This is a genomic window from Flavobacterium sp. 3HN19-14, assembly GCF_051373205.1.
GTDB lineage: Bacteria > Bacteroidota > Bacteroidia > Flavobacteriales > Flavobacteriaceae > Flavobacterium.
In genome coordinates this window covers 2,989,758-3,012,527 of sequence record NZ_JBPPZT010000001.1, presented here as the reverse complement: position 1 = coordinate 3,012,527, position 22,770 = coordinate 2,989,758, and the positions used below count along the sequence as shown (strand labels likewise).

At 40.9% G+C, this 22,770-nt stretch carries 15 protein-coding genes and 7 pseudogenes; 2 read left to right on the top strand and 20 right to left on the bottom strand.

Annotation, left to right across the window (positions count from 1 at the left end; all coding sequences use genetic code 11):
* Window positions 1-22: 22 nt before the first annotated feature.
* Complete coding sequence (locus ACSLFW_RS16215; RefSeq protein ID WP_436556620.1) at window positions 23-1,309, bottom strand: cryptochrome/photolyase family protein; 1,287 nt, start codon at window positions 1,307-1,309, stop codon at window positions 23-25.
* A gap of 1 nt (window position 1,310) precedes the next feature.
* Window positions 1,311-1,780: pseudogene (locus ACSLFW_RS16210) on the bottom strand (SRPBCC family protein).
* A 139-nt stretch (window positions 1,781-1,919) separates the two neighbouring features.
* Between ACSLFW_RS16210 and ACSLFW_RS16205 the strand changes: the two are divergent.
* Window positions 1,920-2,772: pseudogene (locus tag ACSLFW_RS16205) on the top strand (DUF2911 domain-containing protein).
* Between the two features lie 81 nt (window positions 2,773-2,853).
* Here ACSLFW_RS16205 and ACSLFW_RS16200 read toward each other — a convergent pair.
* From ACSLFW_RS16200 to ACSLFW_RS16125, 16 genes and pseudogenes are all read right to left on the bottom strand, one after another.
* Entirely contained in the window at window positions 2,854-4,578 is a 1,725-nt protein-coding gene (locus ACSLFW_RS16200) for a sodium:solute symporter (protein ID WP_436556619.1), read from the bottom strand.
* A 115-nt stretch (window positions 4,579-4,693) separates the two neighbouring features.
* A pseudogene (locus ACSLFW_RS16195) lies at window positions 4,694-7,196 on the bottom strand (PIG-L family deacetylase).
* 197 nt (window positions 7,197-7,393) lie between these two features.
* Complete coding sequence (locus ACSLFW_RS16190) at window positions 7,394-7,855, bottom strand: hypothetical protein (protein ID WP_436556618.1); 462 nt, start codon at window positions 7,853-7,855, stop codon at window positions 7,394-7,396.
* A gap of 174 nt (window positions 7,856-8,029) precedes the next feature.
* Window positions 8,030-8,689, bottom strand: coding sequence for a hypothetical protein (locus ACSLFW_RS16185; RefSeq protein WP_436556617.1), 660 nt, complete (start codon window positions 8,687-8,689; stop codon window positions 8,030-8,032).
* A complete protein-coding gene (locus ACSLFW_RS16180) occupies window positions 8,578-8,985 on the bottom strand; it encodes a hypothetical protein (protein WP_436556616.1) in 408 nt (135 codons plus the stop codon). Before ACSLFW_RS16180 ends, ACSLFW_RS16185 begins: the two co-directional genes overlap by 112 nt.
* A complete protein-coding gene (locus ACSLFW_RS16175) occupies window positions 8,972-9,841 on the bottom strand; it encodes a hypothetical protein (protein ID WP_436556615.1) in 870 nt (289 codons plus the stop codon). Before ACSLFW_RS16175 ends, ACSLFW_RS16180 begins: the two co-directional genes overlap by 14 nt.
* A 130-nt stretch (window positions 9,842-9,971) precedes the next feature.
* Window positions 9,972-10,799, bottom strand: coding sequence for an MlaD family protein (locus ACSLFW_RS16170; RefSeq protein WP_436556614.1), 828 nt, complete (start codon window positions 10,797-10,799; stop codon window positions 9,972-9,974).
* A gap of 1 nt (window position 10,800) precedes the next feature.
* A complete protein-coding gene (locus ACSLFW_RS16165) occupies window positions 10,801-11,583 on the bottom strand; it encodes an ABC transporter ATP-binding protein (protein WP_436556613.1) in 783 nt (260 codons plus the stop codon).
* Window positions 11,580-12,224, bottom strand: a pseudogene (locus ACSLFW_RS16160) (MlaE family ABC transporter permease). The gene ACSLFW_RS16165 and the pseudogene ACSLFW_RS16160 overlap by 4 nt, the downstream one beginning before the upstream one ends.
* A gap of 194 nt (window positions 12,225-12,418) precedes the next feature.
* Window positions 12,419-13,536, bottom strand: a pseudogene (locus tag ACSLFW_RS16155) (AI-2E family transporter).
* A 211-nt stretch (window positions 13,537-13,747) separates the two neighbouring features.
* Entirely contained in the window at window positions 13,748-14,281 is a 534-nt protein-coding gene (locus ACSLFW_RS16150; protein ID WP_436556612.1) for a mechanosensitive ion channel domain-containing protein, read from the bottom strand.
* Between the two features lies 1 nt (window position 14,282).
* A pseudogene (locus tag ACSLFW_RS16145) lies at window positions 14,283-14,871 on the bottom strand (Maf-like protein).
* Window positions 14,864-15,793, bottom strand: a complete 930-nt coding sequence (locus ACSLFW_RS16140) for a geranylgeranylglycerol-phosphate geranylgeranyltransferase (RefSeq protein WP_436556611.1) — start codon at window positions 15,791-15,793, stop codon at window positions 14,864-14,866. The pseudogene ACSLFW_RS16145 and the gene ACSLFW_RS16140 overlap by 8 nt, the downstream one beginning before the upstream one ends.
* A 462-nt stretch (window positions 15,794-16,255) precedes the next feature.
* Complete coding sequence (locus tag ACSLFW_RS16135; RefSeq protein ID WP_436556610.1) at window positions 16,256-17,104, bottom strand: hypothetical protein; 849 nt, start codon at window positions 17,102-17,104, stop codon at window positions 16,256-16,258.
* On the bottom strand, window positions 17,101-17,529 hold the full coding sequence (locus tag ACSLFW_RS16130) for a hypothetical protein (RefSeq protein ID WP_436556609.1): 429 nt from the start codon (window positions 17,527-17,529) through the stop codon (window positions 17,101-17,103). The genes ACSLFW_RS16135 and ACSLFW_RS16130 overlap by 4 nt, the downstream gene beginning before the upstream one ends.
* 150 nt (window positions 17,530-17,679) lie before the next feature.
* A pseudogene (locus tag ACSLFW_RS16125) lies at window positions 17,680-19,654 on the bottom strand (KUP/HAK/KT family potassium transporter).
* A 121-nt stretch (window positions 19,655-19,775) separates the two neighbouring features.
* Here ACSLFW_RS16125 and ACSLFW_RS16120 point away from each other — a divergent pair.
* The gene (locus tag ACSLFW_RS16120) at window positions 19,776-20,837 is read left to right on the top strand and encodes a WD40/YVTN/BNR-like repeat-containing protein (protein WP_436556608.1); all 1,062 of its coding nucleotides are present in this window, start codon (window positions 19,776-19,778) and stop codon (window positions 20,835-20,837) included.
* A 128-nt stretch (window positions 20,838-20,965) separates the two neighbouring features.
* Here ACSLFW_RS16120 and ACSLFW_RS16115 read toward each other — a convergent pair whose 3' ends face one another.
* On the bottom strand, window positions 20,966-22,219 hold the full coding sequence (locus ACSLFW_RS16115) for a DEAD/DEAH box helicase (RefSeq protein ID WP_436556607.1): 1,254 nt from the start codon (window positions 22,217-22,219) through the stop codon (window positions 20,966-20,968).
* Between the two features lie 111 nt (window positions 22,220-22,330).
* Entirely contained in the window at window positions 22,331-22,705 is a 375-nt protein-coding gene (locus ACSLFW_RS16110) for a hypothetical protein (protein ID WP_436556606.1), read from the bottom strand.
* Window positions 22,706-22,770: the final 65 nt, after the last annotated feature.

Below are 22,770 nucleotides of genomic sequence, written 5' to 3'. Positions count from 1 at the left end.
TCCCCTCCAGCGGAGGGGAATCTTAACCAACAGCTTCCTTATAAACTTTCAAACACCGTTCCCGCGCCTCCTTATGGTCAACAATCGGTTCAGAATATTTATCAGTCCCGAATTCCGGCACCCATTTTTTCACATATTTCAAATCCTTATCGAATTTTTTGATTTGCTCTGCCGGATTGAAAATCCTGAAATACGGCGCAGCGTCAACACCGCTTCCGGCATTCCACTGCCAGTTGCCGATGTTGCTTGATTGCTCATAATCTAATAATTTCAAGGCAAAATAAGCTTCGCCCCAACGCCAGTCGATTAACAAATGCTTGCATAGAAAACTCGCAACAATCATCCGGACGCGATTGTGCATGTGTCCGGTTTCGTTGAGTTCGCGCATTCCGGCATCGACAATCGGATAGCCGGTTTGGCCGTCGCACCATTTTTTGAATTCTTTTTCGTCGTAACGCCACTTGATTGCGTCGTATTTTGGGCGAAAACTATCGGTGACTGTATGCGGAAAATGCCATAAAATCTGCATGAAAAATTCACGCCAGATGAGTTCTTTCAAGAAAGTATCGTTGTTTTCTGAATTGGCTTTCAAAACTATTTTTCGTATTGAAACTGCGCCAAACCGAAGATGCGGACTCAAATGCGAAGTTTTGTCAAGTGCCGGAAAGTTCCGTGTTTCTTCATAATGTGAAATCAGGCTTTTTGAAATATCGTATTCCGGGACTTCAATTTTTGATTTTACAAATCCAATGCCTTTCAGGCTTAAAAATGGGTAAGAATGTTTGGTGATATTCTTCAATTTATCTTCGGAATTGTAATCGTGAAGTTTGATTTTATTGAAATTTTCGCGCCATTTTTTTGAATACGGTGTATAGACAACATAAGGAGCGCCATCATCTTTTGTAATTTCGGCTTTTTCAAAAATGACCTGGCCTTTGCAGGTTTTGAAAGTGATTTTATTTTCGAGAAACAAACGGTACATTTCCTTGTCACGCTTTCTGGCGTAAGGCTCATAATCTTGGTTGGCGAAAACCGTTTTGATTGCATTTTCTTTAATGAGTTTCTCAAAAATTTCGAATGGCTTTCCGTGGAAAACGGCTAAAGATTTATGATGTTCCTTCAATCCGGATTGCATTTTTTCAAGCAATTGATGTATGAACGTGACGCGCGCATCGTCTTTTGGAAGTTCCGAAAGGATTTCTTCGTCGAAAATAAAAACCGGCAAAACATCCTCTTCGCTATTTAAAGCATGAAAAAAGCCGACATTGTCATCTAAACGCAAATCGCGCCGGAACCAGAAAATATTCATATTAAACAGATTTAAATACGCCGAAAATTTCAATAAGCTTTTCACGCCTATAATCAAAAATCTCTTTCAACTTCGGTTTTACCAGAAATGGATGCACCAACTGACCTGAAAACGCCCAGCGGCAATTTATAATCTACGATGTCTTCCATAGCTATTCCACCGGGAATTTCACTGAAAAAATGTTTGTGGTGCCACAACGCATAAGTGCCCAACCGCTGCTCGTCTACAAAATATTTTTTATCGGTTACGTGTGTGATTTCCGTTACCCATTTCATTTTAATTTTAAAAAGCGGCGTGACGATATATTGGATGAGTTGGCCTGCAAACATTGGTTGATCTGTACCAGAAAGGATTTCAAATCCCATATAATCCGGCGTGATAACTTGCAAATTCTTCGGGTCAGAAAAAAATCCAGGCCTGTTGAAGCGAGACAGGCAGGTTTTGTCTGGTATGTAGAGTATAAATTTTCATGCTTTATAAAGGTACGATTTGTTTAATTAAAATCAATATTTTTTAAACATTTTGATATTGCATTTATGGTTTCGTTAACGTCTTTAACTCATCAAATTTTGTTAAATTTGGAAAAATTTAAACCTATAAATTAAAACACATGAAGAAATTAATTGTTGCCGCGATAATTTTAGCCTGTTCATTTACCGCCAATGCCCAATTGAAAACACCGCAGGCGAGTCCGAAAGCTGTAGTAGAACAAGTCGTCGGCCTTACCGATGTGACAGTCGATTATTCACGTCCGGGCATGAAAGGGCGTACTATCTTTGGTGATTTGGTACCATTCGGAAAATTATGGAGAACCGGCGCGAATGCCAATACTACAATTTCTTTCAGTGAAGATGTAGTCATTGACGGCAAGACCTTGAAAAAAGGAAAATACGCTTTATACACCACACCAAAAGCTGATAACTGGGAAATCGTTTTCTATTCTGACACCAGTAATTGGGGAACGCCAGAGACTTGGGACGAAACCAAAGTAGCTTTGAAAACCAGTGTAAAACCTGAAAACCTTACGCGCAGTATCGAAAGCTTCACTATCGCCATAAACAACCTTGACAATAATTATGGTTTTATAGAAATTTCATGGGAGAAAACTTTGGCAGCCATTAAATTTGAAGTGCCGACGCAGAAAATGACGATGGACAATATTAATAAAGTGCTTGCAGGGCCGAACTGGTGGCGATTATTTTTCTGCTGCGCAGTTCTATTACCAATCAAATGGCGACATGAACAAAGCGCTGGAGTATGTCAACAAAGCCTTGGCTATGAATAAAGATGTGCCGCAGCCGTTTTGGTACAACAGACAGAAATCTTTGATTCAGGCGAAATTGGGAGATAAGAAAGGCGCAATTGAAACTGCGAAATTGTCTTTGGCAGCTGCCCAGGAAGCGAAGAACAACGATTACGTGAAAATGAACAAAGACAGTATTGCTGAGTGGAGTAAAAAATAGACCGCTTTGCTGAAGGAAGCAAGATCGCTTCGCTAAAAGAGGAAAGATTTTGAGTATAATCAAAGTTTTTCCTTTTTTTCTTTATGCTTCAATAGTTTCAGGATCCTCTTTAAAAATTGTCTGCAATAATGATGAAATCACCACCGTCAGCATCGCACCAATAAAGTTAAGCCACAAATAACCCAGTTTTTCCTGTCCGCTTGGATAAATGTGGATGGCGAAATAATAGATGAAAAATATGGTCGTCTGGCTGATGACGGCGCCCCATAAAATCGCTTTGGCTTTTACGAATTTGATATAAAATCCGACAAGGAAAATTCCTAAAACGGTTCCGTAGAATATTGATCCGATGATATTTACCAACTGGATCAGGTTTTCAAAAAGCGTTCCTACGCAGGCAAAGAGTATCGCAACCACGCCCCACATAACAGTGAACATTTTAGTGGCACTCACAAAATGTTTCTCATTTTTTTCTTCTTTTACATTGCGTTTGTAAATGTCGATTACCGTTGTTGAAGCGAGTGCATTCAATCCGGAAGCCGTTGATGACATTGCCGCACAAAGTATCACGGCAAGCAACAATCCGACCAATCCTTTCGGAAGGTAGGTGATAATATAATGAATGAAAATATAATCGGCATCATTCGTTTTATCTTTGTTGTCAGCTTTACTGATGAGTTCTTTCGCTTGGTCGCGGATGCTTTTTTCCTTTTCGCTTAAAGCGGAAATACGGCGTTTGAGTACCGGATTTTCAACATCGATGTTGAGTTGGTTCGCGTAATCGATGGTGACTTGTTTTTTCTCTTCCAATACATTGGCGAGCTTACTTTCAAGGACTTTATAATCGTTTTTGTAAGCAGAATTTTCGATAATAACCTTGCTGTTCGGATTGAAATTCAAAGGCAGCGTCTGGAACTGAAAGAATACATAAACCATTACACCGGTCAAAAGAATGAAGAATTGCATCGGTACTTTCAACAAACCGTTAAAAAGCAATCCCATTTGGCTTTCGCGTATTGATTTTCCTGATAAATAGCGTTGCACCTGTGACTGGTCGGTTCCAAAATAAGACAGCATCAGGAATAATCCGCCGGTAATGCCGCTCCAGAAAGTATAACGGTTTTTTGGATCGACAGAGAAATCGATGATGTTCATTTTATCATTCGCCCCGGCAATCTGCAAGGCATTCGTGAATGAAATATTTTCAGGCAATCCGCTTACAATCAGATAAAAAGCGGTGAACATACCAAGCATTATGATGAACATTTGCTGTTTGTGTGTGACATTTACGGCTTTCGTTCCGCCGGAAAAAGTATAAACGATTACCAAAGTTCCGATGATGATGTTCATCTGTGTGAGATTCCATCCCAAAATCGATGATAAAATGATGGAAGGCGCGTAAATCGTCAATCCCGTTCCTAATCCTCTTTGCACTAAAAACAAAATAGCCGCCAGCGAACGTGTCTTTAAATCGAAACGTTTTTCGAGATATTCATAAGCGGTAAAAACCTTTAGCTTGTGGTAAATCGGGATGAAAGTATAACAAATGATAACCATGGCAATCGGCAATCCGAAGTAAAATTGCACGAATCCCATTCCGTCATTAAATGCCTGTCCCGGAGTCGACAGAAACGTAATCGCACTGGCCTGCGTCGCCATCACTGAAATCCCGACGGTATACCACGGCGTTTCGTTGTTTCCTAAAATATATTCGTTGACATTTTTGCTGCCTTTTGTCTTCCATACGCCGTAAATGACGATGAAAAATATGGTAAGAACGATGACAATCCAATCGATTTGCTGCATGGCTTAAGAAAAATATTGCATTAATAAGATGAAAATAATGATATAGACGGTGTTCGCGATGAGGATCCAGCTATAACTTTTTTTCCAGCGTTTGGTGGTATTGGCGTCCATAAATTTAATTTTTGCTTATCGAAATTAAGTTGGCCATCAGGCGAAAAGCACCCGCAACACCTTCAGGCAATTCGCGGAAGAAACTTAATCCCGTATAAATGTAATGTCCTTTTCCGTAATTGGCAACCAACAGCGCGCCATTTTTTGCACTTTCGCCTTTATCGTGCGCCGAAAGGATGGGCGTGAAGGCCTTGTCCCATTCGCCCGGATAGTATAATCCTTGTTCCTGTTTCCAGCCTTCGAAGTCTTTTGCTGTGATTTTGTTGGGTTTGTTGAGCACATCGGCGTTCGGCTCGAGAAATTTAATTTCTGCATTTTCTTCGGTCACGCGGTCGCGGGAAATTTTTAACGGAAAAGGCGCAATTTTATCCGTGACCAAATCGTCTGTGGTGTTGTATTGCGCAATCATCGTTTTGCCCGATTTTACAAAATCAAAAAGAATTTCTTGTTTGAAAGCGAGTGATTGCAGGATATTATAAGCGCGGATTCCGGTCATTACCACGTCATAAGCAGCTAGTTTTTCAGCAGTGATTTCTTCAGTTTTTAATTGGTCGACGGAATAACCCATCTGCATGAGGCTTTTCGGTACTTCATCGCCCGCGCCCATGATGTAAGCGATTTTTTCATTGCCGGTTTTGATGTTGAGTTTTATCGCTTTTGCTTCTGCCGGTTTTAAAACCTGTTGTTTTGAAATGTGGTTGTAATTGATGTCGATTTTGTCTTTGTCATACGTTTTTCCGTCAACGGTGACAATGCTTTTGAGCGTGATTTCCGAAGCTTCGGCCGATGGTGTTACAGTGAATTCGAGTAGTTTTTCTTCTCCTTTTCTGGTCAAAGTGAATGGAATCGAAGTTGGCGTAACTTTCCAATTTTGCGGAGTTTCCAAATGAAGATTTCCGGAAACATTTTCTTTTCCGGCTTTTACTTTTACAGCAATGGTTTTCGATTTATCGCTGTTGAAAATATAAACTTTATCCGCAATCGAAGAAGTTACAACCGGTACAACATCAAATGGCTGGTACACTTCGCCTTTCACGTCGTCATTGTATTTGTAGATTAAATTTCGCTCGAACGGAATTTCGACGCCATTAATAGCAACGATAAAAACAACTTTCAGTTCCCGAATGACATCAGGAATTCCGATATTTTGCTGATTGTCGACGCGGTACATGCCGACAGTTCCTTTGTCATTGAGCCAATACGGATTTGTATAATTCAGCGTTGAAGGCAACACAACATCAAGAGAGTTATTTTGTAAAATATTATTTTTCAAATCGATATTTTGCGAAATCTGCTTCACGTCTGGCAACACATTTATTGCTGATAACTGCATCGCGATATTACTTCGATTAATGGCTTCGGTTTTTATTTTGATAGCACTTCCCGGCGTCGCATCCTGATTTTCAGCGACAGCTTCTAAATATAATCCGGAAACAAGCTGCAATGATTTTTTTGATTTCTTCCAATTTGATTGGTTTCCAGTGCTTTTCATCTAAAGATTGCAGCATCGAATAAGCTTTCACCAATTGCGGAATGCTCGCCGATGGATTTTTGAAATCGAAATTCTTTTCTACTCCTGCTAAAATTTCGCCGATTGCTTTCCCGCCTTTGATGCGGTTCCACGACGTATCGATGCCCTCGAAAATATCAGATTTGTCTTTCGGTGCTTCGCCTTTAATCAATTCAAGGTATTCGGTGTCTTCGCCTCGCGCCCCGGTGCTTCCAAAGCCTTGCGACTGGTGCCTGCTTCGGCTCAAAGCCGCAATTTCCTGATTGGATTTTCCGATGGAAGCGTAATAGACGCCGGTTTGTATTTGGTACAACGAAGATTTATCGGCTTTGTCGAATTTATCTTTTCCGCCGTAAAACCAATAGGAAGTGTTGAAGAATTCCCGTTTCGGCTGCCAGACATTTACATATTTCAATTGTTCCGGAAATGATTTTGGGTCATCCACCAAATCAAAACTTTCAACACTCAGCATTGCCGACGAAGTGTGGTGGCCATGTGTCGTTCCCGGCGATCTTGCGTCGAAACGATTGATGATAACATCTGGTTGGAATTTCCGGATTTGCCAGACGACATCTGCCAAAACCTGATTCTTGTCCCAAATTTCTAACGTTTCAGCCGGATTTTTTGAATAGCCGAAGTCGTTGGCACGGGAAAAAAATTGTTCGCCGCCGTCGATTCTTCTGGCTTCGAGCAATTCCTGTGTACGGATGGTTCCGAGTAATTCACGCAATTCAGGACCGATCAAATTCTGCCCACCGTCGCCTCTTGTCAGCGACAAATAGCCCGTTCTGTATTTCTTTTCGTTGGCAAAATAGGAGATAAGCCTTGTGTTTTCATCATCAGGATGTGCGGCAATGTAGAGTACCGAACCTAAAAAATTGAGTTTCTGAATCTGGCTGTAAATTTCTGCAGCATTGGGTTTTTGCGGTTGTTGGGCATGGCTTTTCAATGGAAATAATGCCAGTAATAACAACAACGCAGCGTAAAGCTTGTGCATTTTGATATGGTTTTGCAATAGCTTCAAATATAGTAATTATAAATTCCAAAAGTCAAAAAGCAAATTCAAAAATCAAAAAACAAATTTCAAAAAAAGCCAAAAAATAAATTCCAATTTTTTAAAATCCCTGTGAGTTTGGAATTTTAAAAATTTGGAATTTATTTAGAATTTGGATATTGTTATTTGGAATTTACACTTTAGTGCTTCCAGTGGCCTCGACCGCGTCCGCGTCCATGCCCATGGTGTTTTTGCTTAACAATTACCGTTTGTGGGCCACAGTATCTGGTTTTGTGTATTTTATGAAGCTTATATGGCGTGTTTCCATGATAATCCGTCAAAACAATTGTGCGTCCGCGATACGGATTGTAGTTGTAATGCGCCGGAAGCGAAACAACGCGGTTCCATCTTCCGCCGCCGTAATAAATATACCTGGATTCACGAACGTCGTAATAAGAATCAACATCCGGAAGATAATAATAATTTACGGCGACCGGTGCTGCCGGTGCCCAATCTGGTCTTGTACCAATGTTGACGCTTACTGAAACTTGTGATTGTGCTGATGTAGCTATGAGTAGACCAACTCCTAGTATTATAAATTTTAAAGTTTTACTCACAGTTGGAATATTGTTTTTTTGGTGTTCGTGAATCTGCGATTTCATGATTTCTATAATTTAAATGGTTACTGAAATCAGAAAGCCAATTACTGTGCCAGTTGGGTGGAATTAACTTTTATTTAATCGAAAATATTGTGTAATAGTTTGTATTTCAATCATTTATAAATAACGGTACGTGGTTTGGCAAATTCAAAATCCTGTAATTGAAAATCGGTAGTTTCAAAAGTATTCGTTTTGAAACAAACTGTCGCCTTCACCCGGAATTGTTGGATAATAAGCCATCGATAACTGAAAAGAACTAAAAACCAGATAATCATTGCTGATGATAAAACCGATTCCGATTTTTGAATATACTTTGCTGCTCAGAATACCGACTTTCTCGTTCCCTAAAGCCGCCATCGTATAATTGAAATAGGGGTTGATGCGGAAGCCAATCACATTCCACGGTGAATAAAACTGCGTTTGCAGATTGAGTACGAATTTCTTGGTTCCAAAAACCGCGCTGTTAAAACCGGGTATTCCTGCGCTGTTGTATGTTAAAGTGCCCGCTCCATTGACTCCGGAAAAACCGCTACTTTCGTTAAGGGTTAGATAATCGCCGTTGGACGCCAGTCGGTTTGAGCCTAAAATAAGCTGTGGTTTTACAAATTGGCGGACTTTCCAATTGCCGAATTCCATTAAATTGGTGAAAAATATCGCCTGAAAATTGAATGCCGTCTGCTCTGCTTTTGAATCGCGAAAGAAAGTCCCATATTCAAAATTGGTACTCAGGTAACCGATTTTGAAGTAATTTCCAAATGATGCGCGAGCCCCGGCATAAAGCCTTCCGCGGCCATCTTTGATCTGGTAGCCGCTGGTAATTCCGAAAACCCTACCCACAGGAACGTCTTCAGTAATCCCGTAATTAAAAAGGAATTTATCTTCAACGAATTGCCGTGAGGAAATACCGATTCCGCCAGGAAAAATTTTTCACCTGTGTAAAAATTGATGCTGTCGTGAACCTGATCCGGGCTTTCCTCATACTGCACAAACAAAGCCCTGGCGGCAAGAATCAGGTTGGAAGTACGCTCGTTCTCGGTATTTCCGTTGAAAATCCTGATGGCATGCCCGCCCCAGCCATCCTGTGAATAATATTTGAAATTCTGGTTGCTGTAAGTCAGATCAGGCCCTTGCAACGAATCCTTTCGAAATTGCCTGGTTCATGTAAAAACCGCCTGCCCATTTGGTAAAAGGAGAGAAAAAAGTACGTTCAATATTGAGGCTTTTGCTATAATTACCATCGAAATCAAATTTGTACCCCAAAGTGGTTCTGACGAACGAATTCTTAATCGTGGGTATGACGTATTTAAAATCGTAAAGATTGGTTTTGTCTTCGCGCCGTCTTGAATATTTGGCATCAAACTGATGCCCTGAACCAAAAATATTGCGTTCGTCTAATTCTGCTGTTGTGCGCGAGCTGCTGATCGAACCGCGCGGAATAAGGCTCCATGAATCGAGTACACGTACATATACGTCGACGGAATCCCTGCCAACCGGCTTTGCATCAATAACGACCCGGCTCACATAACGCTGGGTTCTGATAAGACGTTCAGATTCACTCACTAAAAGCGTATCCAGCGGTCGGTTTTTCCTGATCAGGAGTAAATTCCGAATGGCGAGCTGCGTCGATTTGATGTGCAATCGATTACCGCTTCTTTCTGCCCAATTGCGTGGTTTTTTGGTGGTGTCGATTTCAGAATAACCGAAAGGATCGAGCGTCTGAACGTTTATTTTACGGACAATCTTTCCTTCGTAGCTTTTGTATTTTTTCTTCTTTGGTTTCCGGATCGGGTTTGATTTCTTGACTTCTGTAGGCTCAAAGACCATTTTGTGCATCATCTTGAAAAATTTACTCCGTTTGGAATATTTCTCAATCTTTTTGTACATCGCTGCCGAATCCCTTACTGTCTGTGGCTTTTTTTCCTGTGCGACGCAAGGTTGCATAAAGCAAAGCAATAAAACGAGTAGTGAAAATTTAAATTTTAATGGCATCTGCGTATAAATGGATTCTGGGCTATAAGGTCTTCCAACCAAAAATAGCATAATTAAGTTTTAATAAGATGCAAAAAAATCTGAATTGGCACGCTTTTACGATTTATTTAACCAAAAAATGAATGTGTAATTATTTTTTTGCGTCTTTTGCTTTCTTGTCAGCGGCAGCTTTTGCAGCTTCGGCTTTTTTGTCGGCTTCTTCTTTGGCTTGTTTGGCCTTTTTATCTGCTTCTTTTTTAGCTTTTTCAGCTTTCTCTTCTGCTTCTTCCTTGGCTTTTGCGGCGGCTTTTTCTTTCTTTTTGAAATAACCCCTTAACAGGAAGTTGTGTTTGGCGGCTTCCATATTTTCGTTCAGGCCTTTCGTACTGCTTTTCAGGTTGAGCAACGTGGCGTCGATATTATTGGCCATACTTTTATCCGAAATCAGTTTGCCTAAAGTTCCTTCGCCACGGTTGATTTTCATCACGATTTCAGAAATTTCTCCGGTGGCAATTGCGGCATTATCAGCTGTTACCTGAAGGCTTGCCATAATTGCATCGGTGTTTGCAGGTTCAGAAGAAGCAATGACTTGTCCGCTTTGAACGGTTTTAGCGGTAGCGTTTCCGCCTTGAGAAATTACGATTAATTTATCGCCGATAATACCTTCAGAACCAATTCCGGCATTACTGTCGGTTTTGATAAAACGCTGCACGTCTTTTTTGATCAGCATGTCAACTTTTACGGTTGAATCGTTGATGATAACGATATTGTCGATTGTTCCGACGTTGATTCCTGAAAAACGAACGTTGTTTCCGACTTGCAATCCGCCGATATCGTGGAATGTTGCTGTAAGCGTGAATACAGGATCAAACATATTTTTCTGCTTTCCAATGATGAATATGCCTAAGATAAACAGGCCGACGCCGACAATTACGAACAATCCGAGGCGTACTTTGAATTTTGAGTTTTGAGCGTCCATTTTATACTTTATTTAGGTTAGTGACATTATTGCTTTGAAAATAGGATTTGATGAGTTCGTCGTCTGAATTTTCGAATTCTTCGAGCGTTCCCTCTTTGTAAACTTTGCCTTCCTGCAGCATGATGACGCGGTTGGCAACGGTTCTTACACATTCGATATCGTGTGTGATGATGATGGATGATGTTTTGTATTTTTTCTGAATATCATTGATCAACAAGCTGATTTCGTGTGAAGTGACTGGGTCGAGTCCAGTTGTTGGTTCATCGTAAAGCATAATTTCAGGATCTACGATGATTGTTCGCGCCAAGCCGATTCTTTTGCGCATCCCGCCTGATAATTCTGAAGGCATTTTGTCGATGGCATCAGGTAATCCTACGTTTTCGAGTGCCTCTTTTATCTTGGTTTCCATTTCGGCTGAAGACAATTTACTTTTTATGCGCTGTAGCGGAAATTCGAGGTTTTGGCGAACGGTCATCGAATCATATAACGCGGCACTTTGAAAAAGAAATCCGATTTTGCTGCGCAATTCATTGAGGTCATTGCTTTTTACATTGAGCATATCTTGCCCGAGAACGTTGATTTTTCCGGTATCAGGGTCGAGCAAACGCACGATGCATTTTATCAATACTGATTTCCCCATCCCGGATTTGCCGAGAACCACTAAGTTTTCACCGCGGCGCAATTGAATGGTGAGTCCGTTAAGTACTTGCATTGAACCAAATTTCTTGGTCAGTTCTTCGACTTCAATTACGTTTTCCTTACAGTTATTTTCCGGATTTTTCATAGCATATCAGTTATTTGAACGGCAATTAAATCGACGATGATTACGAAAAGCGATGCCATAACTACTGCTGAATTTGCAGCAATCCCGACGCTTTCAGTTCCTCTTCCGGCGTTAAAACCTTTGTAGCAGCCAACGAGTCCGATTACGGCACCGAAAAAGAAAGATTTTACGACTGCCGGCAATAAATCGCCGAAATCTACATCTCCAAAAGCCTGGTTGATGAACAGTACGAAACTTACATCGCCTTTGATGTTGGCGCCTGCCCAGCTTCCGAGAATCCCGATTCCGTCAGCATACATAATCAAAAGTGGCAACATTAATGTAGCCGCCATAACACGCGGTACAATGAGGAATTTTACGGGATTCGCAGAAGAAACTTCCATCGCATCAATTTGTTCTGTGACACGCATCGAACCTAATTCGGCCCATACTTGAACCGATTTTACCGGCGCAAATTAAGGCGGTAATTACGGTACCATTTCACGGATGATTGAAATGGCAACCATTCCGGGTAACATCGTAACGGCTCCGAAATCTACCAGAACCGGTCTTGATTGAATCGTCAATACCAATCCGACGACAATTCCGGTAACGGAAATCAGCGGCAGTGATTTGTTGCCAATCATAAAACACTGGCGCAGGAATTCATTGAATTCAAATCCTCTTGCGAAAGTATTTTTGACAACTTTTGAAAGAAAAAGTACAGCGTTTGCAGTATCGATCGAGAATTGTGGAACTTGTTGGTTTCCTTTATCGTTCGCTCGGAAATCCTGATGGTTCTTTCCCTGGCGTAGCTTTTAATCTTCATGGGTAATTGTTTTTATCATTTGAAAGATTATGTTTTTGGTACATCCGGCATTTCGGTTTTTGGCAAATGTGTGGTGGTTTCTGTGAAAACAGGTGGTTGCATTTCAGCAGTTACGGCTTGTACGCTAATGGTATCTGAAGCATTGTCGTAATCGTAAAGCGGCAACCTGATCTTGTGCCATTCATAGGTTTTGGGTAAATCGTCGCCCATGAGATAACCCCACGGCTCGAGCGGCTCAATCCTGTCGAAAATCACTTTGAGGATGGCAATTATCGGGATTGCAAGGAACATTCCGGGAATGCCGGCAATCGCGCCGCCAATGATGATTCCGACGATGGAAACGATGGCGTTGATTTCGACTTTTGAGCTTACAATCATCGGAACCAAGATGTTATTATCTATCAGCTGTACGATTAAATTCACCACCACTACGCCGATGATTAATGATAGATCAGTTGAGCCTGTCAGTGTTGCGAAAATACTTATGAGGCAGGCAACTAAAATTCCGATATACGGAATCAGGTTAAGGATTCCGGTAATGACACCGAGTAAATGGCGTATTCAACACCAACAATCATCAATCCGATAGAGGTTAGCGCTGAAACGACAATAAGCTCAATAGTTAATCCCAACAGATAACTTTTGATGGCGACTTTTATCTGTGTAAGAATTTCTTTTAGTTTATCGTGGTGTTCCGGTTTGAATAATTTACACAGAAATTTCATGAAATGCGTGCGATATAACAAAATCAGGAACATATAAATCGGGATCAGAATCAAATTCATCAACGTATCAGTAAACGACATTAAAGTGCTTCCGATGATTTCTTTACTGGTTTTCATCGTGTCGTTTGTCGCGTCGTTGATGTATTTCTGCTGTTCGCGGTTGCTGATATTGAAATGTTCGCGGATGTATTCCTGAAGATGCGAAACGTGAATCATGAAATTATTCTGGATTTTATCCCAATCGTTTGTAAAATCACTGATTTGCATCGAAAGGAAGACGATGATTCCGGCAATGAAAGTCACGAATGTCAAAACGGTCAGGATTACTGCGATAATGTGTGGAAACCTTAATTTCCTTTTTAGAAAAACCGTCACCGGACGCAACAAAATCGCAAATAAAAATGCCATCATCAGCGGCATTAAAATATCCTGCGCTATGTAAAGTGCATAGAACAATGAAATCAGCATGACCAACACAAAAGTCAGTTTGGCGTAAAATGGAAATTTTAAAGTTTCGTTCATATTGCCTGTAAGTGGTTAATTACAGAACAAATATGGTAAGAATAAAGTGGTTAAATGTTATAGGAAAACGCAAAAAGATTATACAATTACGTTTTGGAAATTTGTAAAATTAATCGGTGAATTCCTTTTCAGACGCGGCTTCATGCTTGATTATCGAAATCCCTTTTTGCAATAAAAGCGTATTCGGATACGTAATCATTTCGCCGCCGCGTGTTTTGAGGTAAGTGTGGAAAGTACGGATGTCTTCGATTTCTGCTTCAATCGGAAAATCCTTGTCGTGAATGCGAATGATGTCACCGATTTTAAATGGAAACGAAAACAACAGAATAATTCCGGAAGTAATGTTGCTCAAAATCGACCATTGCGCAAAAAGTGCCACGCCGACGACCGTAACTACAGAAGAAACGGTGAAAAATATGTCTTTCGTCTGTACGCCCCAAACGATGAATATGACGATGAAAAACAGCGTATTGATAAAAATATGGATGTATTTGATGACGAGATTGGTGCGGTGTTCCAGGACTTCGCTGGTGCGCGCATACTTCCTGACGAGCTTGGCAGATAAGAGTCGCAACAACATCGTCATTAAAACTAATACACCCGAAATGACAAGTTCGTGATAGTAGCTTTTAAAATTTTCCATATTATTTTTTGAAATTGATCAGGTATTGATAGACTTTATCCACCGGCATTCCCATGACATTGGCATAGGAACCTTCGATTTTTGAGACGGCTACCAAACCAATCCATTCCTGGATGCCATAAGCGCCCGCTTTGTCGTAAGGTTTGTAATTGTCCAGATAATAGCGAATCGCTTCATCCGTGAGTTTGTTGAAAGTAACCAGCGTCGTTTCAAACAATGTCTCGATTTTTTCTGCCGTACGAAAACAAACCGACGTAATCACTTTGTGCGTTTCACCTGACATCGATTGCAGCATTCGAAAAGCATCATCGTAATCTTTCGGCTTCCCGAGCGCTTTTTCTTTGAACCAGACAATGGTGTCGCTTGTAATCAGGATTTCATTTGGTTGCAATTCGCCTTCGAATGCGTCACTTTTTAAAACAGCGAGATAGTCAGTGATGTCTTCTTCAGTTAGGTTTGGCGGGTAAATTTCCTCGACTTCCTTCAACCGGATTTCAAAATCGAGTGCCCATGTCGCGGAAAAACTGCTGCCTGCGCGGAGAACCCGAAGCCAGTATGATTTTATAATCTTTCAGATGTTCCTTAAGCATGCTGCTGTATATTTAATGTGATGACAAGAATCAGCAAAACACCGAAAAAGAGTACAACTTTCAGTATTTTACTCAAATGGGTGAAATCTTCTTTTGCTTTAGCAGAAAATAGCTGAATGGCGAAATAAATCAGCGGTGCGATAATCGTCAATAATGTATAAGCAGCGCCAATGTAAAGGTTATTGGAGAAGTAATTCTGGTATACATAAAACAATAAATAAGCAATGAAAACCACACTTAAAGCAAATACGATTTTTACCGTTTTCGGAATTCCGAGTACGACCGGCAGTGTCCTCATGCCCATTTCATTGTCGCCTTTTATATCTTCTGTATCTTTGACGATTTCCCTGAAAAGGGTGATAATAAAACAAAACATTGCATAATCTAACAATACCAAAAACCGGCTGCCCAGTTCGATACGGTTTTCAATGTTGGTCATCGGATATACGTCAAAAATGGCCACGACAATAATACTCATTGCCGCTACAATCGAAACAATGATGTTGCCTGCCAACAAGCTTTGTTTCAGGCTTGAAGCATACAAATAAAGCAGCGCCGCAACGCCAATGAATATGCCCGAAAGACTTGGTTTGTCAATTACGTTTGCGATGTAAAAGGCAATTCCGACACCAATGATATTCAGTGTTACATAAATATTATAAGCCTTAGTTTCTGAAATATATTTTCCGACGATTACTTTCTGAGGTTTGTTTACGGCATCGGTATCCTGGTCAAAAACGTCATTAATGACGTATCCTGCAGCGGCAACGCAAACAGTAGCCAATACCAAAAGTACATATTGCCAGTCGTTTAATGCCAGTGGAATGTGCTGCAATTGAAAGAAACCGTATCGCACGATAAATTGCATCAAAGCAATCATTAATAAATTCTGGTAGCGTATCAACTTAAAAAAAGCCTTCATGATTGTATTTTTTCCGGTTAAATAGTTGTAGTAAAATGGATTAACGTTTTATTCGCGGGTAAATTTTACCGTTTCGAAGATAAAATGTTTTTTGTGGAATTGCTAATAAGATTTGAAGATTAAAATCGAAGGTTGAAAGTTTCATATGGGACTTACTGAATCATGTATAAAATCAATCAATACGAAAATTTAAGAATTTTTACGGCTTTACCGTAATACAAGGTGTTGGAAAAAATTGTATTTTGCCTTCAGGGAAGGGGCAATTGCATCCCTACGAAAAATATCAATTACCTGGATACGGGTTTGCCGTAAAAATTGTTAAATTCAAACATGATGAAATTAATCATCACTACATAATTAAAGAATCCAGTGTAAACATTTGACGATTGATCTGCGCACCGGATGCTATCAAACAAAAACGACCTGCAATGCAAGTCGTTAATTATTTAAATTCATTTGAGTTTATCCTCTTCCGCGGCCACCGCCTGAATTCCTTCCTCCGCTTGGCGCGCTATTTTGAACCGGCTGGCTTCTTTGTGTATTGATGTTATTGGTCGGTTGCGATCTTGTTTCGACACGCGGTGCAGGTGTTGAAACTCTCGGTTGCTCAACCCTCGGCGACGGATTTGAAACTTTCGGCTGTTCTACTCTTGGCGAAGGCGTAGTCGTTCTCGGCTGCTCAAATTTTGGCGTCGTATTTCGCACCTGTGTCTGCGTTGGCGCACTTGCTTTAATAGGTGTCGAAGTTGTTGACCTCGGCGTTACAACATTATTATTAGCTCTGACACTATTTTCTCCCTGTAAATTTCTTGTTCCGGTTGTTGTTTTAACCTGATTGCGCGTTGGTGATGCTACGGTATTGCCTTGCGTATTTCTTGGTGAAACAGTATTTTTTACATTATTTGCCTTTCCATTGTTATTTCTCGGATTGTTAACCGTTGGAGTCGTATTTCGGTCAGAAACCACTTTTTTTCCGCCTCTTGGCGCAGCATTCTGCCTTGTGTTTTCAAGTTCGTAATGGTTAGATACATTTTTATTCCTGTCTCTGAAAGAATTATTAGGATGCGCTCTTTCGTAACCATTCGCACGTCTGGTAGAATATAAAGCGATAGCACGCTGGCTTCTTCTTGTATTTACGTAGTTATAATGATTGTTCACATTGATGTAAACATTCACATGTCTTCTGTACCTGAAAACAGGATAAGGCTCCCAATAAGTGTAGTAAGTCGGGTAATAACCGTAATAATATGGTGAATAATATGGATTATAATATCCGCCCCAGAAAGTCGTGTAAATAACAGGTCTTGTCACATAAACGGGCTCGTAAATGTAATTAGGCCATACATATAAACGTCACCAACTACCTGAACCTGAACATTATTGCTGCTGTCTTTTTCAACTTCAACAGTGGCAACGTCCTGAAAAACATCTTTGTCCAAAACCGATTGGATGACGATTAAGTGCGTACCGTTATCAACCGTTTCGATAACACGCAAATAATCTACTTTTCCGTCGCCGTTAAGGTCGAGGTTTGAGATTTGGTCTTTCGGATTGTTGAGCCTTCTTTCAAAATCTTCAAGGTCTTTTGAATCGCCGAAAATAGAAGCAACTGCCCGTAAATCAAGGTTGTCGCTAATGTCACTGTTTTTGGCGTTCACAGTAGTAACATCCTGCGCCGAAATGCTGTTGGCAAAAAGGAAAGTAAAAATCGCCAGTGTTAGTATTCTAGTTTTCATAATACGGTTTATTAAATTTTGTTGGTAAATTTTGTGTTCGTTTGTCAGAAACCAATATTTGTGCCAAGAAAAAATTATTGGGATTTATTTAACTTTTGGAATGGTTGCTGCGTAAAATAAAAAAGCTTCCGGAAAAGGAAGCTTTCTTATTTATTCGACGCGTTTCATGCAGATACTTTCCGGCGGATGCAATACCATCGGGAATTTCTCAATTTTCACCGAACTGCTGTCCAAACCAAATGCGCCTTCTTCCGAAAGGCTTAATTTCTTGATAAGGAAATAAGTGTTCATGACAATCTTTTCGTGCCATAACATGTCGCTGTCGTTGGAAAGGAATTTTTCAGAAAGCACGAATTTGAAATCACCAATAATGTTGTTTCTGCTCAATGATTCGTAACGGCTTGTGATATCAACTTCGCCATTTTTTACCATATCTTTCACGACTTCCTTGAACATGATATTGATTTTGGTAGGCTCACGGAAACCTAAGTTGAAATCTACACGAATGATATCATCTTTAAGGATTTCGGTGACTTTATACTCGGTTTTGTAAGGCTCATTGAGGATATTAACGTGAAGGAACCAGTATAAATCGGCTCTTTTTGGTCGTTTTTGAAGAATCGAATACAGCACTTTTTCTTCAATTTCATCAATACGATTGGCATTGGTAAGGTAAACAAGGTGCGTGGCATATTTCGGGATCGAAAGGTCAAGACTGAGTTCCTGCAACACCTTTTTGTAATCGTCAATCTTAACCATCCGTGTATAATTCTTGCTGATTTTTTTCGCCCTGAACCAAATCGCCATTACCGAAATCAACATCGTCGCGATGATTAAAGTCACATAACCGCCATCGGTAAATTTCGTCACATTCGCCGCAAGGAAACTAAATTCTATAGCGAGGTAAATCGTAATCAGCGGCATATAAAAATACCATTTTACCCTTTTCATGATCAGGTAATAATTGAGCAAAACCGTCGTCATGATCATGCAAAGGATAATTGCCAATCCATAAGCATGCTCCATTCTGCTTGATTCCTGAAAATGTATTACGATACCGATACAGCCTGCCAATAAAAGCCAGTTGATTGATGGAATGTACATTTGGCCTTTTAATTCAGTAGGATATTTAATGCGTACTTTAGGCCAGAAATTAAGTCGCATCGCCTCATTGATCAATGTAAAAGAGCCGCTGATCAACGCCTGAGAAGCGATAACAGCCGCCATTGTAGCAATAGTAATTCCAATCGGCTGGAACCATTCGGGCATGCTCAGATAAAACGGGTTTGGGTTGGATTGCCCTAAAGCCGTCAGCGTTTTTCCTTCATGATCGATCAGGTAAGCCGCCTGTCCGAAATAATTGAGAAGCAAAGTAATCTTTACAAAAATCCAGCTGATACGGATGTTTTTCTTCCCGCAATGCCCCATGTCTGAATAAAGTGCTTCGGCTCCTGTCGTACAAAGGAAAACGAATCCCAATACGAAAAATCCATCGCAATTGATGCCTTTATCTGCAAACAAAATATGATAAGCGTAGTAAGGATTAATGGCCTTAAGCACTTCAAAATTGTGTGAAATCTGAATGGCCCAAGTATGCCCAACATCGAAAACCACACGAGCATTACCGGTGCAAAAAATTTACCTACTAACTTTGTCCCGAATTGTTGTATTGTAAATAAAACGACCAGTATTCCGATTACAATCGGTACGGTATTCAGGTTAGGGTAAAACGCCGGATTCCTTCAACTGCCGAAGAAACCGAGATAGGAGGGGTAATGATTCCGTCGGCTAAAAGTGCAGATCCGCCAATAATTGCGGGAACAATCAGCCACCTGATTTTGGTTCTTTTTACAAGCGCATATAAAGCGAAAATTCCGCCCTCACCGTGGTTGTCGGCACTCAGCGTTATCATCACATATTTGATGGTCGTTTGAAGCGTCAAGGTTCAGAAAACCAACGAAACGCCTCCTAAAACCAAATCAGAATTGATTGCAAAATCAAGTCCGATAATCGCTTTCATTACATAAAGAGGGGAAGTACCGATGTCACCGTAAATAATTCCTAAACTGACTAATAACCCACCAATCGTCCATTTACTGTGGAGACTATGATTTGAAGCGCTCATATGTAATTTTTAAAGCTGTAAAATTAATCAAATTTTGGATATCATTAACAAATTAAGCCCGTTGATTATTTGGGACGAATCAAAAAAGAAAGCTAGATTTGTGTGTATAAATCTCCGGAATATGAAAAAAATTGCCGCACTCCTGTTAACGTTCTCATTATTAATGTCTTGTCAAAAGGAAAAGGCTGCTGCCGAAAAAAGCCAATCCGGTTTTACTTCTTTAAAGACTGATGTGTTGCTGAAAGAAAGCATTTCTGTGCGCGCCCTTTTGATCGATTCCAATAAAGTCTGGTACGCAGCCAACAACGGGAAATACGGCTATTATGACCTCAAGACACAAAAGAATTTCTTCGGAAATGTTTCGAAAGATACGCTGTCGCTTGAATTCCGCAGTATTGCCAAAACTTCAAAATACATATTCATCGCGTCAATCGGGAATCCGGGATTGGTTTACAGGATTTCGAAAGACGGCCGTGAAATCAAGCTCGTCTACCAGGAAAATCACGAAAAGGTTTTTTACGACAGCATGCAATTCTGGAATGACACCGAAGGCATCGCGATGGGCGACCCGACAGATGATTGCCTTTCAGTAATCATCACAAGAGACGGCGGAAATACATGGAAAAAACTGCCTTGCGACCAGCTTCCGAAAGTAATTACTAATGAAGCCGCTTTCGCAGCAAGCAACACCAATATCGTCATAAAGGGCAATAACACCTGGCTGGTTTCAGGCGGCATGCAGTCGCGCGTATTCTTTTCTGCGGATAAGGGAAATACATGGAAAGTTTACAACACGCCAATTGATCAAGGCGCAGAAATGAAAGGGATTTTTACCGCAGATTTCTACGATACTGATAACGGATTCATCGCAGGTGGCAATTTCGATGATCCAAATAACAATTCGGGGAACAAAGCCATCACTAAAGACGGTGGAAAAACGTGGCAGCTTATAGCTGAAAAATCAGGTTTCGGATTTGCATCCTGTGTTCAGTATGTTCCTAATAGTGATGGGAAAGCACTGGTTTCCGTCGGTGCATCGGGATTACAATATTCATCCGACAGCGCCAAAACATGGAAACAGTTGCTCAATGACAACTCACTTTATACGATTCGTTTTATTGACGATTCGACCGCGATTGCTGCCGGAAAATACCAGATTATCAGGATTCGGTTTATGAAATAACAGTTTTTGGCGACAGATAGTAGACCGCGGATAGCAGATTACAGTTAGCAGATTTCAGACGGCAGATTTGGTTTTCGGAATAATTGCTGTTAACTGCTGTCTGTAGTCTGAAACCTGCTGTCTGCAATCTAGTACCAGCGTTTCTTATTCTGCTTCGAACCCGCAGATTTTCTTGATTTGTGTGCACCGCCACTACGGTTAGAATTCTTCTCGGGTTTTGGTTCGGCATCAGGTGCTGTTCCGGTTTGCCAGGGATATGGGTGGTCGCTGATGGTTTGCACATCCACTTTGATCAGTTTCTGGATGTCTTTCCAATAGCCATGTTCGTCGGCACTGCAGAAGGAAATTGCAATCCCGCCATTTCCGGCGCGCCCGGTACGTCCGATTCTGTGTACGTAAGTTTCCGGGATATTCGGCAAATCAAAATTGATGACATAGGGTAACTGGTCGATGTCGATTCCTCGCGCGGCAATATCAGTCGCCACTAAAACGCCGACTTCCTTCGCCTTAAAGGCATCAAGAACACGTTGCCTTGCGTTTTGTGATTTATCGCCGTGGATGGCTTCAGCCGGAACGCCTTTTTTGCGCAATGCTTTTACAATATTGTCGGCGCCGTGTTTTGTCCTCGAAAAAACCAATACATCCGAAAGTTTCTCATTGCGGATCAGGTGATACAACATGTTGCGCTTCTCAGTCTTATCAACGAAATAAATGCGCTGCTCTACATTTTCAGCCGTTGAAGAAACGGGCGAAACAGAAACCGTCGCAGGATCTTTTAAGAACATCTCTGCCAATTCACGAATAGCAATCGGCATTGTAGCCGAAAACAAAAGCGTCTGGCGGTTATTAGGCGTGAGTTTTACAATCTTCTTCACATCGTTTACAAAGCCCATGTCGAGCATCTGGTCGGCTTCGTCTAAAACCAAAGTATGCAGGTGGTCCAGGTCGATAAAACCCTGTTTGTGCAAATCGAGTAATCTGCCCGGCGTTGCTATTAATACATCGACGCCTTTTCTCAAAACATCAACCTGCGGGATTTGCGAGACGCCTCCAAAGATGGTCAGTTGCGTAAGATTGGTGTATTTTCCGTATTCGTCAAAATTCTGTCCGATTTGTACGGCGAGCTCTCTTGTAGGCGTTACGACCAAAGCGCGAATGACTTTCGGCCTTTTGGTAGAACCGACAATGCGGTGCAATTGGTGAATGATCGGAATGGCGAAAGCTGCCGTTTTCCCGGTTCCGGTCTGCGCACAGCCGATAAGGTCACGGCCTTCGAGTACAACCGGAATGGCTTGTTGCTGAATCGGGGTTGGTTCTGTATAGCCGAGTTCAAAAACGGCTCTTTGGATGCTTTTGGAAAGCGATAAATCTTCAAATAACATATATCATTTCTTGAAACGCTCATAGTTAAGCGTTAATCGGTGGCAAAGATAGGGTTTAATTAGCGAATTAGCGAATGTGGTAAATTAGCGAATGGAAATGTGGAATTTTTATTACAATAATTCCGACTTAATTTTTTGTAATGTTTTTGAAGTTGAAATCAATTCTGTGATAATCACTTTTCTCAAATCGTCAATTCCTGTTTCAAAATGCTTTGCCCAATTTTCAGAATGCAATAAATTTCGAATTTGCTTAATCATTTTCGATGCATCGGAAGCAGATCTAAAAACCGGAAGCTCAGTTCCCTGAAAATTATTTTTATGTTGGTAAGCTGCGGTTTTTGCTTCAAAATCGACTTCAATAAAATATAACTTTTCGCTGCTGTTGTCATCGTGAAAAGCCATCCAGTTGGCGTAACCCAAACGCAGTCTTTTGTCATATTCCTGTGAAGATTGTAACCTCCATTTGCATTTGGCGGCGCGGCCCAATGGTTGGAATATCGGTAAACGCCTGCTTCGGTAAAATAATAAACGCTTCCTGAATCGCTTTTATA